This window comes from Actinomadura craniellae (assembly GCF_003289645.1).
Lineage (GTDB): Bacteria > Actinomycetota > Actinomycetes > Streptosporangiales > Streptosporangiaceae > Actinomadura_D > Actinomadura_D craniellae.
Window position 1 is genome coordinate 194033 of sequence record NZ_QLYX01000002.1, and the last position, 12728, is coordinate 206760.

Annotated in this window: 9 protein-coding genes and 19 tRNA genes; 20 read left to right on the forward strand and 8 right to left on the reverse strand. The window is 72.7% G+C overall.

From position 1 onward, the window contains the following. Positions 1–70: 70 nt before the first annotated feature. Positions 71–1588, reverse strand: coding sequence for a class I adenylate-forming enzyme family protein (locus tag DPM19_RS04470; RefSeq protein WP_111863518.1), 1518 nt, complete (start codon positions 1586–1588; stop codon positions 71–73). Between the two features lie 159 nt (positions 1589–1747). Here DPM19_RS04470 and DPM19_RS04475 point away from each other — a divergent pair, with 159 nt between their 5' ends. Continuing rightward, entirely contained in the window at positions 1748–2437 is a 690-nt protein-coding gene (locus tag DPM19_RS04475) for a sulfotransferase family protein (protein WP_111863519.1), read from the forward strand. 4 nt (positions 2438–2441) lie between these two features. On the opposite strand, the gene DPM19_RS04480 is transcribed toward DPM19_RS04475, so the two are convergent. The 3 genes from DPM19_RS04480 to DPM19_RS04490 are packed head-to-tail and all read right to left on the reverse strand — an operon-like array spanning position 2442 to position 5319. After that, positions 2442–3056, reverse strand: coding sequence for a TetR/AcrR family transcriptional regulator (locus DPM19_RS04480; RefSeq protein WP_111863520.1), 615 nt, complete (start codon positions 3054–3056; stop codon positions 2442–2444). 5 nt (positions 3057–3061) lie between these two features. After that, complete coding sequence (locus DPM19_RS04485; protein ID WP_111863521.1) at positions 3062–3841, reverse strand: fatty acid desaturase family protein; 780 nt, start codon at positions 3839–3841, stop codon at positions 3062–3064. Beyond that, positions 3838–5319 carry a phytoene desaturase family protein gene (locus tag DPM19_RS04490; protein WP_233509848.1) on the reverse strand — a complete coding sequence of 494 codons (1482 nt, stop codon included), beginning with the start codon at positions 5317–5319 and terminating at the stop codon, positions 3838–3840. The genes DPM19_RS04485 and DPM19_RS04490 overlap by 4 nt, the downstream gene beginning before the upstream one ends. A gap of 545 nt (positions 5320–5864) precedes the next feature. On the opposite strand from DPM19_RS04490, the gene DPM19_RS04495 reads away from it, so the two are divergent. The 19 genes from DPM19_RS04495 (at position 5865) to DPM19_RS04580 (ending at position 8085) form a co-directional block, all read left to right on the forward strand. Further along, a tRNA-Gly gene (locus DPM19_RS04495) sits at positions 5865–5937 on the forward strand. A 154-nt stretch (positions 5938–6091) separates the two neighbouring features. Beyond that, positions 6092–6163: transfer RNA gene (locus tag DPM19_RS04500), tRNA-Ala, on the forward strand. A 1-nt stretch (position 6164) separates the two neighbouring features. Continuing rightward, positions 6165–6237: transfer RNA gene (locus DPM19_RS04505), tRNA-Arg, on the forward strand. Positions 6238–6242: 5 nt separating this feature from the next. Beyond that, positions 6243–6318 (forward strand) — tRNA-Phe (locus tag DPM19_RS04510). A gap of 179 nt (positions 6319–6497) precedes the next feature. After that, positions 6498–6583 (forward strand) — tRNA-Leu (locus DPM19_RS04515). Positions 6584–6588: 5 nt separating this feature from the next. Continuing rightward, positions 6589–6661: transfer RNA gene (locus DPM19_RS04520), tRNA-Gln, on the forward strand. Between the two features lie 85 nt (positions 6662–6746). Continuing rightward, positions 6747–6818, forward strand: a tRNA-Gly gene (locus DPM19_RS35135). A 29-nt stretch (positions 6819–6847) separates the two neighbouring features. Further along, positions 6848–6921 (forward strand) — tRNA-Leu (locus tag DPM19_RS04525). Positions 6922–7081: 160 nt separating this feature from the next. Beyond that, positions 7082–7171: transfer RNA gene (locus DPM19_RS04530), tRNA-Ser, on the forward strand. A gap of 30 nt (positions 7172–7201) precedes the next feature. Continuing rightward, positions 7202–7277: transfer RNA gene (locus tag DPM19_RS04535), tRNA-Glu, on the forward strand. 11 nt (positions 7278–7288) lie between these two features. After that, positions 7289–7360: transfer RNA gene (locus DPM19_RS04540), tRNA-Glu, on the forward strand. A gap of 5 nt (positions 7361–7365) precedes the next feature. Then, positions 7366–7444, forward strand: a tRNA-Met gene (locus DPM19_RS04545). Between the two features lie 13 nt (positions 7445–7457). Next, positions 7458–7530, forward strand: a tRNA-Asn gene (locus DPM19_RS04550). 31 nt (positions 7531–7561) lie between these two features. Then, a tRNA-Asp gene (locus tag DPM19_RS04555) sits at positions 7562–7633 on the forward strand. Between the two features lie 4 nt (positions 7634–7637). Next, positions 7638–7710, forward strand: a tRNA-Arg gene (locus DPM19_RS04560). A 10-nt stretch (positions 7711–7720) separates the two neighbouring features. Further along, positions 7721–7792, forward strand: a tRNA-Val gene (locus tag DPM19_RS04565). Between the two features lie 57 nt (positions 7793–7849). Continuing rightward, positions 7850–7924: transfer RNA gene (locus tag DPM19_RS04570), tRNA-His, on the forward strand. A 1-nt stretch (position 7925) separates the two neighbouring features. Continuing rightward, positions 7926–8005: transfer RNA gene (locus DPM19_RS04575), tRNA-Tyr, on the forward strand. Positions 8006–8011: 6 nt separating this feature from the next. After that, positions 8012–8085: transfer RNA gene (locus tag DPM19_RS04580), tRNA-Arg, on the forward strand. 44 nt (positions 8086–8129) lie between these two features. On the opposite strand, the gene DPM19_RS04585 is transcribed toward DPM19_RS04580, so the two are convergent. From DPM19_RS04585 to DPM19_RS04600, 4 genes are read right to left on the reverse strand one after another with little or no spacing between them, the layout of a single operon-like run. Beyond that, a complete protein-coding gene (locus DPM19_RS04585) occupies positions 8130–8969 on the reverse strand; it encodes an HpcH/HpaI aldolase/citrate lyase family protein (protein WP_111863523.1) in 840 nt (279 codons plus the stop codon). Continuing rightward, complete coding sequence (locus DPM19_RS04590) at positions 8956–10425, reverse strand: dihydroorotase (RefSeq protein ID WP_111863524.1); 1470 nt, start codon at positions 10423–10425, stop codon at positions 8956–8958. Before DPM19_RS04590 ends, DPM19_RS04585 begins: the two co-directional genes overlap by 14 nt. Next, positions 10418–11857 (reverse strand): MmgE/PrpD family protein, encoded by a 1440-nt coding sequence (locus tag DPM19_RS04595; RefSeq protein WP_111863525.1) that lies wholly within the window; start codon positions 11855–11857, stop codon positions 10418–10420. The genes DPM19_RS04590 and DPM19_RS04595 overlap by 8 nt, the downstream gene beginning before the upstream one ends. Beyond that, positions 11857–12690 carry a cyclase family protein gene (locus DPM19_RS04600; protein ID WP_111863902.1) on the reverse strand — a complete coding sequence of 278 codons (834 nt, stop codon included), beginning with the start codon at positions 12688–12690 and terminating at the stop codon, positions 11857–11859. The genes DPM19_RS04595 and DPM19_RS04600 overlap by 1 nt, the downstream gene beginning before the upstream one ends. Positions 12691–12728 lie beyond the last annotated feature (38 nt).

Below are 12728 nucleotides of genomic sequence, written 5' to 3' on the forward strand. Positions count from 1 at the left end.
CCACCTCCGTTACGGCGATGCGATTCGGTACGGACGAGCGCCAGTATTCGCGCGGAATCTCAGAGAACGATCAGAGGCCGTGCCGGGCCAGCAGCGCGCGCTTGTCGGGTTTCCCGCTGGCGGCGACCGGGACGCCAGGCACCACGGTGATCGTCTGCGGCACGCTGTCGGCGCCGAGTTCGGCGCGGACCAGCGCGGCCAGCGCGGCGCGGTCCGGGGTCCGGCCGGCGGCCAGCACGACGAACGCGTGGACGGCCTCCCCGGTCCGCTCGTCCGGCGCCCCGGCCACGTACGCCTCGGCGACGTCGGGGTGGCCGGCCAGCGCCCGCTCGATCGGGCCGGCGTACACCACCATCGCATTCACCATGATCACGTCGCGGGTGCGGCCGACCAGATGCAGGAACCCCGCCTCGTCCAGGCGGCCGAGGTCGCGGGTGCGCAGCCAGCCGTCCCGCAGGGTGTCGCGGGTCTCCGCCGGGTCGTCCCAGTAGCCCGCCATCAGGTACGGGCTGCGCACGTGGATCTCGCCGGTCTCCCCGGGCGGGACCGCGCGGCCCGTCTCGTCCCGGACGCCGATCTCCACGCCGGGGTGCGGGCGGCCGACCGAGGCCAGGACCCGCGGCGGGCACCCGGCGATGTCGGCGGGGGTGAGCATCGAGATCGAGCCGGCCTCGGTCTGCCCGTACCCCTGGTAGACCACGGGGCCGAGCCGGCCGGCCGCCTCCGCCAGCCGGTGCGGGCTGATCGGCGATCCGGAGACCATCAGCGCGCGCAGCCGGCCGACGTCGGCCGGTTCGTCCCGGAGCAGGTCGAGCATCTGGCACAGCCGGGGCACGGTCACGATGGAGCCGGTGATCCCGTGGCGCTCGATCCCGTACGGGAACAGCGGCCGCCCGTCCTCCTCGGGGATCACCGCGGTGCCGCCGCCCAGCAGGCACAGCGCCAGGAACTCCATGACCACCATGCTGGCCAGGGTGCCGAACAGCAGGTAGCGCTCGAAGCCCGCGGCGAGTTCGGCCGCGACCGGGGACCACGCGTGGGGCTGCCACGACCAGTGCGCGCCGAGCGCGCGGTAGGTGATCGCGCAGCCCTTGGGCCGGCCGGTGCTGCCGCTGGTGAAGGTCAGCGCGGCCACGTCGTCCGGGCGGGCCGCGACGGTGAGGGGCCGGCCGCCGTCGGGCCGGGCCAGCAGTTCGTCGAGGGGCAGCACCGTGGCCGGCCCGGCGGCCCGGAGCAGTTCCGGGGTGACGGCCTGGGCGTCGACGAGGACGGCGTCGATCCGCGGGCCGAGCACGTGGGCGAGTTGCCCGGCGGTGTACCCGGGCCGGACGCCCACCACCCGGCAGCCCAGCGCGTGCGCGGCCATGTGGGCGGCGAACGCCTCGGGTGAGACGGCGGTGCGGATGGCGATGCCCCGGCCGGGGCCCAGCCCGGCGTCACGCAGCGCGCCCGCCAGCCGCCGGACGGTCTCCAGCAGCTCGCCCCGGGTGACGATCCGGGTCCCCTGTTCGAAGACCGGGCTGCCGGGTGCCTGCCGCAGTGCCTGGAAGAGGGCATGCGGAAAAGGCGGCTCGGCGGGATCGTGCATCGCTGGCTCCTCGGTCTTGCGTTCCGGTCAAGTGGGCATATCGTCATACGACCGGCTTTTCGCCCACTGCATGTGCGCTGTCCTCCCCCGCGAAACTAAGCAACGCAGATCAGAGGCGGATCAGAGCGCTCCGCCCGGCACATGCGGAAGGAGCACGGGATGAAGGTGATCGGCGCAGGTTTCGGCCGGACGGGGACGGCGTCGCTGAAGGCGGCGCTGGAACTGCTGGGCTACACCCCCTGCTACCACATGTACGAGGTCATCCAGCAGCCGTACCGGGTCCGCCAGTGGCTCGACATCGGGGAGGACCGCGCCCGGAACTGGGACGAGGTGTTCGCCGGATACCAGGCCGCCGTGGACTGGCCCGCCGCCTCCTACTGGCGGGAACTGGCCGACCACTACCCCGACGCCAAGGTCGTGCTCACCGTCCGCGACCCGCAGCGGTGGTACGACAGCGTCAGCGAGACCATCTTCGCCAGCGCCCTGGCGGAACGGCGCCCGCTGTCGCCCCGCCGCCGGGTGATCCGGTGGCTGGTGGCGCGCCGGTCACCGGACTTCGCCCTCTTCCCGCAGATGACCAAGGCCACCGTCACGGACCGGGTCTTCGACGGCCGCATCGACGACCGGGCGCACGTCCTCAAGGTCTTCGAGCAGCACATCGCCGAGGTGGAGGCCGCGATCCCGCCCGACCGGCTGCTGGTCTTCGACGTTCGGGAGGGCTGGGAACCGCTGTGCGGCTTTCTCGGCATCCCCGTTCCGGACGCGCCCTTCCCCCAGGTCAACGAGCGGGCGGCGTTCCGGCGCAAGCGCCCCCGCCGGCTGTTCCGCCTGATCGTCCGCGGGCGCTGACCGGTCACTCGCCGGGATCGGGGCCGGACCGGCCGGCGAAGGCGTCCCACAGCAGCGCCGCCGGTTCGGCCACGTCGAACAGCGCCTCGACGTTCGAGCCGTCGTCCTGGAGGTGGGCCAGGGTCTGCACGCCGAGGAACATCGAGACCATGAGGAAGCCGACCTCCCGGGCCGGGAGCACGTCCTCCAGGGTGGTGTCCGCGACCACGCGCCGGGCCACGGTCGCGGCGAAGTCGACCCAGCGGTCGACGTGCGCGAGCAGTTCCGCGCGCAACCGGGGCGCGGCCGGCGCGGCGGCGACGAGTTCCTGGACCGCGGCGACGTGCCCGTGGCCCCGCATGTCCTCGGCGTACAGTTCCCGCAGCCGGGCCAGTAGTTCGGCGGCGCTGTCGCAGGAACCCAGCTCCTCCTCGTAGGCGGCCATCCGCAACCGGGTGGTGTGCCGCAGCGCCGCCAGCAGGAGGTCTTCCAGATCCTCGAAGTGGTAGTAGATGACACCCGGGGCGAAGCCGCCGACCCGGGCGATCGACCGGGCGGTCGTCCCGCGGTAGCCCTCGGTCGCCAGCGTCCGGACCGCCGCCTCCAGCAGGCGTTCCCTGGCTTCCGCGCGGCGGGCCATCGGCGTCAGATCACCTTCCAGGGACGTACACCCGCCTCGGCCAGGAACGGGTCGAGCCGTCGTGCCAGCCGCGCCAGATTGTGGCTGGGCACCTGGGGGTAGAGGTGGTGCTCCAGATGATAGGTCAGCTCCAGGAAGACGGCGGGGACGACCCTCCCCCGCAGGGTCCGGGTCTGGGTGAGCGGGGTGTCCCCGTAGTCGCGGTGCGGCAGGTGGACGGTCAGCAGCGGGTAGACCCAGCTGCCCACGATCATCATCACCGCGTACACCAGCAGCCCCCGCCACCACAGGGCGCCCGCACCGACCGCCAGCACGGGCACCGCCGCCTCCGCGAGCAGCCACACCCGCTGCCGGCCGGCTGCCCTGCGGTACGCCCACCACCACAGCCGGACGAGGAAGACCGGGCCGTACAGGACGGCGCCCAGGGCGCTCAGGTCGGCCGGGCGCCCCTCGGGGTCGTCCTCGCTCGGGAACGTCCGGTGGTGCTGCAGGTGGGTGGCGCGGTAGGCGTGCCCGCTCTCCAGCAGCACCGCGCCCAGCAGGAAGAGCGCCCACTCCGTCGCCGCCCGGCCCAGGCCCAGGGAGCGGTGGACCACGTCGTGCGTCGCCGTCACCACCGCGACGAAGATCCCGAACGCGATCGGCGGGGTGAGCCACCACCAGCCCGCCGCCGCGGCCAGGGCGAACAGGGCCACGCCCGCGTACGGCAGGGACAGCGTGAGCGCCCGCCGCCGGCGGGTGGTGACCAGCAGGTCGGGGCCGAGGTCGGCCAGCTTGGGGATCATCGGCGCCGCGCCGCGCGCAGCACCTCGCCGGCCACGATCCGGCTGCCCATCGCGCAGGCGACGGTGCCCAGCCCCGGCCAGGTCGAGTCGCCCACCAGCCACAGGCCCGGGACGCCCAGCGCGTGCGGGATCGCGTTCTGGTTGGCGTTGCCCGGCCACTGGTGCGCGCCGCCGACGGCACCGCCCGGCCGGAACGCGAACCGCTCGTAGGAGCGCGGGGTACCGACCTCCCTGACCCGCGCCCGCGCGCCGAGCTCGGGGTGGACGCGGCGGGCCAGCCGGACGAGCCGCTCGCCGATCTCCCGCTTGCGGACCTCGTAGTCGGCGTCCGGCAGCCCCGCCCAGTCGGCGAGCCGGGTGTGCGTGGAGATCATGACGGCCCGGTGGTCCGGCGGCGCGCTGTCGGCGTCGCCCGGGGCGGAGACCGAGACGAACATGTTGTTGCCGTCGCCCAGCGGCCGCCGGTAGTCCTGCAGCAGCTGGTGGTGGGTGAACTCCTGGCCGGCGACCTCGTCCTCGGGCACGCCGAGGAAGACGACGATCGCGCCGCCCAGGTCCCGCGCGTCCCGGTCCAGGAAGGGGCGCAGCCGGTCCGTCAGGGCCGGGCAGACCCGGGCGGTCGTGTCCGCCGGAAGCGCGCTCACCACCTGCGTGGCGTGGACCGTGCCGCGCCGGGTGTGCACCGTGAAGGCCCCGGCCCGGCCGCTCACCCGGTCGGCCCGGCAGCCCACCCGCAGCTGCCCGCCCAGCGCCCGGTAGTGGGCGGTGAAGCGCCGCCAGAATCCCCGCATGCCGCCGTGGGCGCGGGTGAGCCCGGCGCCGCGGATGGTCACCCCCAGGGCGGCGTTGATCAGCGGAGCCCGGTCGACCGTGCTGTGCACGGTGTCCTCCACCAGCATCGACAGCAGGCCCACCAGCGGCGCCTCCGCGCGCAGGCCGTGCCGGGCCAGGGCGTCCCCGAGGGTGGTGTTCATGTGCCGGGCGAGCGGGAGGTTGCGCGGCCCGAGCGCCCGCAGGTTGTGCACGGCGTCCGCGGGCCGCCGCAGCGGCAGCCGCACCCCGGCCCGGCTGGCGGCCCAGAACACCTGGGCGAGCCGGTCCAGCCGCGCCCAGAACGCCCGGTGCGCGGCGGTGTCGCCCAGCATGCGCAACCGCTCACGGTGCCAGGCCGGGGTGTCGCGGTGGAGGGTGACCTTGCGGTCGGGCAGCCACCCCAGGTACCCGGGCAGCGCTTCCCCCGGTACCGGATCCATGCCGATGCTCTCCAGCAGCTCGGCGCCGACCCCGCCGGGCTCGAAGTCGACCATCGTCGTCGCGCCCACGTCGAAGGAGAAGCCCCGCCGCCGGTAGTACCCGGCGCACCCGCCCACATGGCCGTGCGCCTCGATCACCACCGTGGACAGGCCCGCCGCCTGCAACCGGGCCGCCGTCGCCATCCCCGCGAGCCCGCCACCGAGCACGGCCACCTCGCAGGACACCGGGAACCGCGCGCTTCTCCGCTCCGCCTGATCTTGAACAGTTGTTCTGAACATGTGTTCAGTTCTCCATGCGCACCGCCCTCCTGTCAATACCGGCCGGCGATCCGGCACGCGCGGGACGCGACCGGTCACGCTCCGCGGCGCGGCCGGAGGCGGAACCCGGCGATGAGGTGTCCCGACCTGGTGCCCGCGGCGTCCCCCGTGGCCGGGACGGGGCGCGGCGCGCCTACGGGACGGACGACGAAAGCGCAGGTCGCGGCAGATCTGCGGATCACCCCGGACGCTTTTTCCGATACAGCGGAAAAACCTGTTGGCTTACCGGACGATCCCCCTTACTCTCTTCATATACCGCCGATACGGCGAACGGCAGAAGACCGAAGGGAGCGCGGGCGTGAAGAATCTCAACGAGTACTCAGCGTGGCGCTCCGGGATGCGCCATTTGCAGCGCGGCGAAGCCTTCTCCGAAGGTGCCTCTGGATAGGGCCTGGCCAGGTCCGCACCAGAGGCCGCCTCAGGGGAGACCCGAGGCGGCCTTCTCCTTTCTTGTGGGTGAGCCAAACGGTTAGGCGACCGGCTTCCAAATCCGGTGAGAAGCAGGTTCGAGTCCTGCCACCCATGCGATGCCCCACCCCGGTGGCGGCCATGAAAAACGAACCGAACGGTTCATCTTGACAACTCCACAGTGGAGAACACCAGACCTGCCGGCCCATGTCCGGTAGCGCCTGTGGGATCACGCCCTCGTGCCATGGGGCGCCCGCGACAGGCCATTCACGGGCCGATGGTGACAACGGCATCATGTCTGCCTTGCAAGCAGAAGTTCCGGGTTCGAATCCCGGTTGGTCCACGCCTCTGTAGCTCAATGGACAGAGCGCCCGCCTACGAAGCGGGAGGTTCCAGGTTCGACCCCTGGTGGAGGCACGCATGGCTCTTTAGCTCAACCGGCAGAGCACCCGGTCGAAGCCCGGGGGGTTCGGGGTTCGATTCCCTGGGGAGCCACCAGGTGACCGAAGTGTTGACAGATACACGCCGCGCTTCCAACGCGGAATAGCGGGGGCGGTACCCGCCGGTTGCTCTCACCGCTCGCGCCCGGCAGGACGGGCACCAGACTCTTAATCTGGCGTGGCGGGGTTCGAGGCCCCGGGGCGGTACGACCAGTGGCCTCCGGCCACCGGTAACACGCGGGAATGCCGGAACGTGGTAGACGACCCGGGCTCAAACCCCGGTGGGCCCCTGGCCCGTGCGGGTTCGAATCCCGCTTCCCGCACTCGATGCTGGGTGGTCTAACCGGTAGGACACCTGACTCTGAATCAGGTCGGCGCAGGTTCGAATCCTGCCCCAGCAGCGCAGTTCTCCAGCCCTTCGGACCAGTGTTCACCCGCCTTTGGTAGGGGCGGGGCGCCCGGCGCGACACCGGGGAGGGGCTCTGTGTGGGTGAAGTGTTCACGGCCGCACGCCGCCATGCCACGGCGGTAGGGCGGGTTCGACTCCCGCCACCCACTCTGGCCCGGAATCCCCGATTCCGGGATGAGCCGTCCTGGCCCAATTGGTAGAGGTGCCCGGCTTAGAACCGGGAGGTTCAGGGTTCGAATCCCTGGGACGGTACGCAGGGAAGGCGTCCGGTCGGTCGAGGAGCGCCGTTGGAAGCGGCGTACGCGGCACACCGCCGCGGCAGGGTTCGAATCCCTGGCCTTCCGCTTGCTCGCACCGGAACCCGGCGGGGTCCCGGAAAGCGCACGAAGGGGAAAACGAAGGGAAAACGCAGGGAAGGTTGGCGGAGTCCGGTATCGCGCCCGTCTCGAAAACGGAGGCCAGGGTCACACCTGCGGGGGTTCGAATCCCTCACCTTCCGCCAGAACAGCAATGCGCGGCATGCCGCGCGCACGGCCCGTTGGTCTAGTCAGGCCGAGGACGCCCGGTTCTCATCCGGGAGGGCACCGGTTCGAATCCGGTACGGGCTACTACTTTGCCGGGCCCCGTCGATTATGGGTTAGGTTCCGAGGTTTTCACCCTCGGGGAGCGGGTTCGAGTCCCGCCGGGGCTGCTCGGAGCGCAGTAGGGGAGTTCGGTCGTCCCCGCGGGCCTCATAAGCCCGAAATCGCCGGTTCGAATCCGGCCTGCGCCACCACGTTCACCACCGATCCGGTGTCGCCCAATCGGTAGGGCAGCGGGCTGTTAACCCGTACCGTGCAGGTTCGAGTCCTGCCACCGGAGCGATCGGCCCCGACCCCGTCGGGCGCCGCAGGCTCGTGTAGCTCAACGGTAGGGCATCGCCTTGTCAGGGCGAGAGGTGCGGGTTCGACTCCCGTCGCGAGCGCTGGACCTCCGTGGCTCAGTGGACAGAGCGCCCGTCTCCGAAGCGGGAGATCGCCGGTTCGACTCCGGCCGGGGGTACGCAGGTCAGTGGCCGGTAGCTCAGCGGTAGAGCGGCTGTTTCACGCACAGCGGGTCGCGGGTTCGATCCCTGCCCGGCCAACGACGTCCCGCCCGCGCCCGGGGGCGGCGGGACGTCCTCGACACTCCCGGGACCATGGTGAGCGTGGTGTAAGGGCGGCACGCCGGGTTGTGATCCCGGAAGGAATGGGTTCGAGTCCCTTCGTTCACCCCAGGCGCGAGCTGGGCACCGGTGGGCCCACCCGACTGTAGATCGGACTCCTCGGACGTGCAGGTTCGACTCCTGCCTCGCGCACGCGTCGCCCTCGTGGCCCAACCGGACAGGGCGCCGGCCTTCGAAGCCGGGAGGTGCGGGTTCGACTCCCGCCGAGGGTGCCCTGGTGTTCTCCACTGTGGAGCGCTCCCCCGCCGCACGGGACTCAGTGTCCGGCCCGGCGGGCGGTGGACAGGATGCGGCGGGCCTGGCGGATCACGGCCTCGTCCACCATGCGGCCGCGGTCGTCCAGGACGACGCCGGTGGCGGCGGCCTCGAAGCGGGCGATCAGGGCGCGGGCGCGGGCCAGCTCGTCGGCGGAGGGGGTGAAGACCTCGTGGACGACCGGCAGCTGTGCCGGGTGGATGCAGGCGCGGCCGTGGAAGCCCAGCCGGCGCAGGGCCCGGGTGGACGCGCGCAGGGCGTCGGGGTCGTCGAAGACCGTGCTGACCGGGCCGAGCGGGGGGCCGAGGCCGGCGGCGGCCGAGGCCAGGACGACCTGGGACCTGACCCACAGCAGTTCCCGCTCGTCCGGGCCGGGTTCGATGCCCAGGTCGGCCCGCAGGTCGGCCTCGCCGAGCTGGAGCCGTACCACCCGGGAGCCGCGGGCCAGGTGCGGGGCGGCCAGGATGGCCGCGCCGCTCTCCAGGATCGGGCAGAGGGCGATGTCCGGCAGCCGGGCCAGGGCCGCGTCGAGTTCCGCCAGCCACGCGGTGCTCTCGGCCTTGGCCACGCAGATCCCGGTGACCGCGGGGTGCGCGACGGCCGCCACGTCGGCCAGCCCGGCGTCCCCCGGGTTGATCCGGATCCAGATCTGCCCGCCGGCAGGCGTCCCGTCGAGCCAGTCGGCGACGACGTCGCGGGCGCGGCCCTTGGCGGCCTGCGGGACGGCGTCCTCCAGGTCCACGATCAGCGAGTCCGCGCCGCGCCCGGCGGCCTTGGCCAGCTTCTCCGGCTGGTCGCCGGGCACGTACAGCGCGGACCTGACCGGGTCAGTCCCGGGCATAGGGGCGGGCCAGGTAACGGCCGGACGGCTCGCCGACGACCTTGCCGTCGGCCAGGATCCGGGAGCCCCGCAGGAAGGTGTCGGTGACCTTGGCGGTGAGTTCGAAGCCCTCGAACGGGGTGTACTCCTGGGTGGACTCGGAGTCCTGCGCGCGGACCGTCCAGGTCCGGTCCGGGTCGAGCAGGGCGATGTCGGCGTCGTGGCCGGCGGCCAGTGCCCCCTTGCCGCGCAGCCCGTACCGGACGGCCGGGTTGTAGGAGGTCAGCGCGGCGATGCGGCCGTAGGACAGGCCGCGTTTGCGGCCTTCGGTGACCATGCCGGGCAGTAGGTACTCGGTGCCGCCGAAACCTGACTTGGCGAGGAAGACGTCGTCGCGCGGCGTGCCGAACTTGGCCTCGTCGCGGCAGCAGGCGTGGTCGCTGACGACCCAGTCGACGGTGCCGTCGGCCACGTACTCCCACAATGCCTCGACGTCCTCGCGCGGGCGCAGCGGCGGGTTGACCTTGCCGCCGATGCCGTGCGCGGTGTCGATGTCGGCGAGCAGGTGGCCGACGGTGACCTCCCGGCGGAAGTCGATGTGCGGGAACGCCCGGGACATGCGCACCGCGGCGTCCACGGCCTTGCGGGACGACAGGTGCAGCAGGTTGATGGTGGGCAGGCCGGTCTCGTGCGCCAGGTAGGAGGCGATGGAGACGGCCAGGCCCTCGGAGTGCGGCGGGCGGGAGGCGCTGTAGGCGGCCAGTCCGGTCAGGTCCCCGGCCTCCTCCACCAGCTTGGTGTAGGCCGTCATGATCTCGGCGGTCTCGCAGTGCAGCGACAGCGAGATCTCCTCGGCCAGGTGGGGGAACTTCTCCCGGGCGGCCTGCACACCGCGCATGACGAACTCGAAGTGCGCGTAGTCGTAGCGCTCGTCCTCGGGGATCATCAGGAACTCGTTCTGGTCGGCCGACCGGCCGTGCAGCCCGTGGCCGCCGTAGAACATGAAGACCTTGAACGAGGTGACGCCGAAGCGCTCGACCAGGTCGGGGATCTCCTCGATGTGCCGCTTGGAGATCGGGGCGAGGTGGAAGGCGTAGTCGACGTGTGCGCGGCCCTGCGTCCGGGCCAGCACCTCGGGAAAGAAGTCGGCGTAGTCGCCGCCCTGGTTCAGGTAGTACCGGCCGGTGCGCATGTAGGTGAGCGCGGAGGTGACGCCGCCCTGGGCGGCGGCCCGGCTCTCGGTGGCGGTGTCCTCGGCCAGCGGGTTGTAGATGCCCCAGTGCTGGTGGGCGTCGACGACGCCGGGGAAGGCCAGCCTGCCCCTGCCGTCGACGACCTCGGGGACGCCCGTCACGTCGAGACCGGGGGCCACCTCGACGATCTTGCCCGCGCGGACGGCGATGTCCCCGGGCACGGGTTCGTCGCGGTCGTGGGCGACGACGCGCACGTTCTTGATGACCAGATCGAACTCACTCACGACCGTCTCCTGTCCCGGTTTCGAACTCCGCCAGGGGGCGGAGCAGTTCACTCATGTGCGCCAGCCCGGTCAGCCCGCGCACCTGTTCGGCCACCTTGGCGGCCACCGTTTCCGGCAACCGTCCCGCCGTGTTGTCGCGGAACTTGCGGCCCAGTTCCTCCTCGGTCAGGGGCCGGTCGGGTCCGCCGCGGTTGGTCAGCACCTCCTGGCGCCACCGGCGGCCGTCGGTGTCCACGGCGGTCAGGACGGCGGGGAACTGGGCGGGGAAGATCTCGGTGGCCCGGTCGTCGGGCACCACGTCGACCTTGGCCATCAGTGCCCGGCGCCGCGGGTCGCGGGCCAGTTCGTCGGTGTAGTCGGCCAGGCCCGCGCCCAGCCCGGAGCCGCCCAGCAGGCCGGTCGCCACCGCGTACGGGCCGCTGAACTGGGCCTGGTATCCGGTTTCCGGGGCCCGCTTGACCTCGATCGGCTGCCCGATCGTGCGGATCACCGGGGCGGGGACGCCCAGGACGAGGCGCTCGACCCGTTCGGGGTCCAGGCCCTGCTCGCGCAGGGCGCGCGCAGCGTCCACTGCGGTGTGCGTGAAGTGGTTGGCCGGGTAGGGCTTGAAGAAGATCCCCGGAACGGTCCATTCGGTGCCGAGGCCGCGGGTGATCTCTTCCGGGAAGGACCGGCCGTGCAGGAACGCCTGGAAGAACCCGAAGCGGCCCTCCAGCACGGTCGGCGGGCCGGTGAAGCCGCGCCGCACCAGGTCGGCGGCGGTCACCGCGGAGTGGGCGGCCCAGCCGCAGTGCAGCCGCTTGACGGTGCCGCCGGTCCGGTTGGACTCGATCACCCCGGACGCCATGGACGCCGCGACGCCCAGGCAGTCCAGCAGGCCCGCCGCGTCCAGTCCCAGCAGCAGGCCGGCCGCGACCGAGCCGCCGAGGGCGCCGCAGATCGAGGTGGCGTGCTGGCCGTGCTCGAAGAACAGCGAGTTGCCCGCCTCGGCGTCGTATCCGGCCATGCCGATGCGGACGCAGACCTCCAGCCCGACCGCGATGGCCCGGACGGTCTCCGTCCCGTCCGCGCCGGCCAGTTCGGCCGCGGCCAGCGCCGCCGGCACGACCGAGGCGCTCGGGTGCAGCACCGACGGCAGGTGGGTGTCGTCGTAGTCGAGCGAGTGGGCCAGGACGCCGTTGGCGAGTGCGGCCAGCGCGGCGGGCACCCGGGCCGGGCCGCCGCCGACGACGTGCGCCTGGGGCGCTCCGCCCTGGTCGCGCACGTACCCGACGATGGCCTCGCTGGTGGGCAGCCGGTGCGCGGCCACGCACAGGCCCAGCACGTCCAGGACCCGCTGGCGGACGCTGTCGACGACGTCGGGGGGCAGTGCCTCGTAGCCGGTGCCGGCGGCGAATTCGGCGAGGGTACCGCCGAGGGTCGGCTCGGCCATCATGCTCGCCCGACGACGGCCAGCGGCCGGACCGGCGAGCCGGTCGCGCCGAGCAGCGGCAGCGGGGACAGCACGAAGGCGAACTCGTGCACCCCGGCGGCGGCCACCTCCTCCAGCGCGAGCGTCTCGATGATGTAGATCCCGGACTCGACCAGCAGGACGCGGTGCGCGGGCAGCACGCCGTGCCCCTGGCCCGCCGGCAGGCACTCGAAGGCGATGGTGTCGGCGCCGGCGGCGTGGACGCCCCGGTCGGCCAGCCAGCGCGCGCCGGCCTCGCCGACGCCCGGCACTCCGGAGTCGTGGCCGATGTAGCGGGTGCGGTCCGGGTCGTCGAAGAGGCGGCCCCAGCCGCTGCGGATCAGGGCCACGTCGCCCGCGCCCACCGGGGTGCCCTGGGCCCGCACGGTCCGGTCGAGGTCCGCCGGGGTGATCTCGTAACCGGCCGCGCAGTGCTCCTCGCCGAGCGCCCGCGGCACGTCGAGCAGGACGCCGCGGCGGACCATCGGCTCGATGGTGTGCACCCCGTGCTCGGGGTAGCGGCCGTCCTGGCAGGCCTGTTCGGCGTCGGCGCCGCCGAACAGCCGGCCGTCGTGGGACACGTGCGCCAGGGCGTCGATGTGGGTGCCGACGTGGGTCCCCATGACCAGCATGTCGTTGGCGGCCGACCCGCCGTCCGGACGCACCCGGTCGCCGTGCCTGCGGGGCAGGGTGTGCCAGAAGGCCGGGTGGTTGGGCGACTGCGGCATCCCGATGTAGAGGGGGCGCCCCAGGTCGTACACGGTCAGTCCGCCGCGCAGCACCTCCAGCAGCGGGTCGGTGCCGGTCGAAGTCATGTCAGTGATCACGTCGTCTCGTCTCTGTTTCCGCGGGC

Excerpts from the sequence above, each read along its gene's own strand:
- DPM19_RS04470 (WP_111863518.1), bottom strand. The coding sequence starts at position 1,588 with ATGCACGATCCCGCCGAGCCGCCTTTTCCGCATGCCCTCTTCCAGGCA.
- DPM19_RS04475 (WP_111863519.1), top strand. The coding sequence starts at position 1,748 with ATGAAGGTGATCGGCGCAGGTTTCGGCCGGACGGGGACGGCGTCGCTG.
- DPM19_RS04480 (WP_111863520.1), bottom strand. The coding sequence starts at position 3,056 with ATGGCCCGCCGCGCGGAAGCCAGGGAACGCCTGCTGGAGGCGGCGGTC.
- DPM19_RS04485 (WP_111863521.1), bottom strand. The coding sequence starts at position 3,841 with ATGATCCCCAAGCTGGCCGACCTCGGCCCCGACCTGCTGGTCACCACC.
- DPM19_RS04585 (WP_111863523.1), bottom strand. The coding sequence starts at position 8,969 with ATGCCCGGGACTGACCCGGTCAGGTCCGCGCTGTACGTGCCCGGCGAC.
- DPM19_RS04595 (WP_111863525.1), bottom strand. The coding sequence starts at position 11,857 with ATGGCCGAGCCGACCCTCGGCGGTACCCTCGCCGAATTCGCCGCCGGC.
- DPM19_RS04600 (WP_111863902.1), bottom strand. The coding sequence starts at position 12,690 with ATGACTTCGACCGGCACCGACCCGCTGCTGGAGGTGCTGCGCGGCGGA.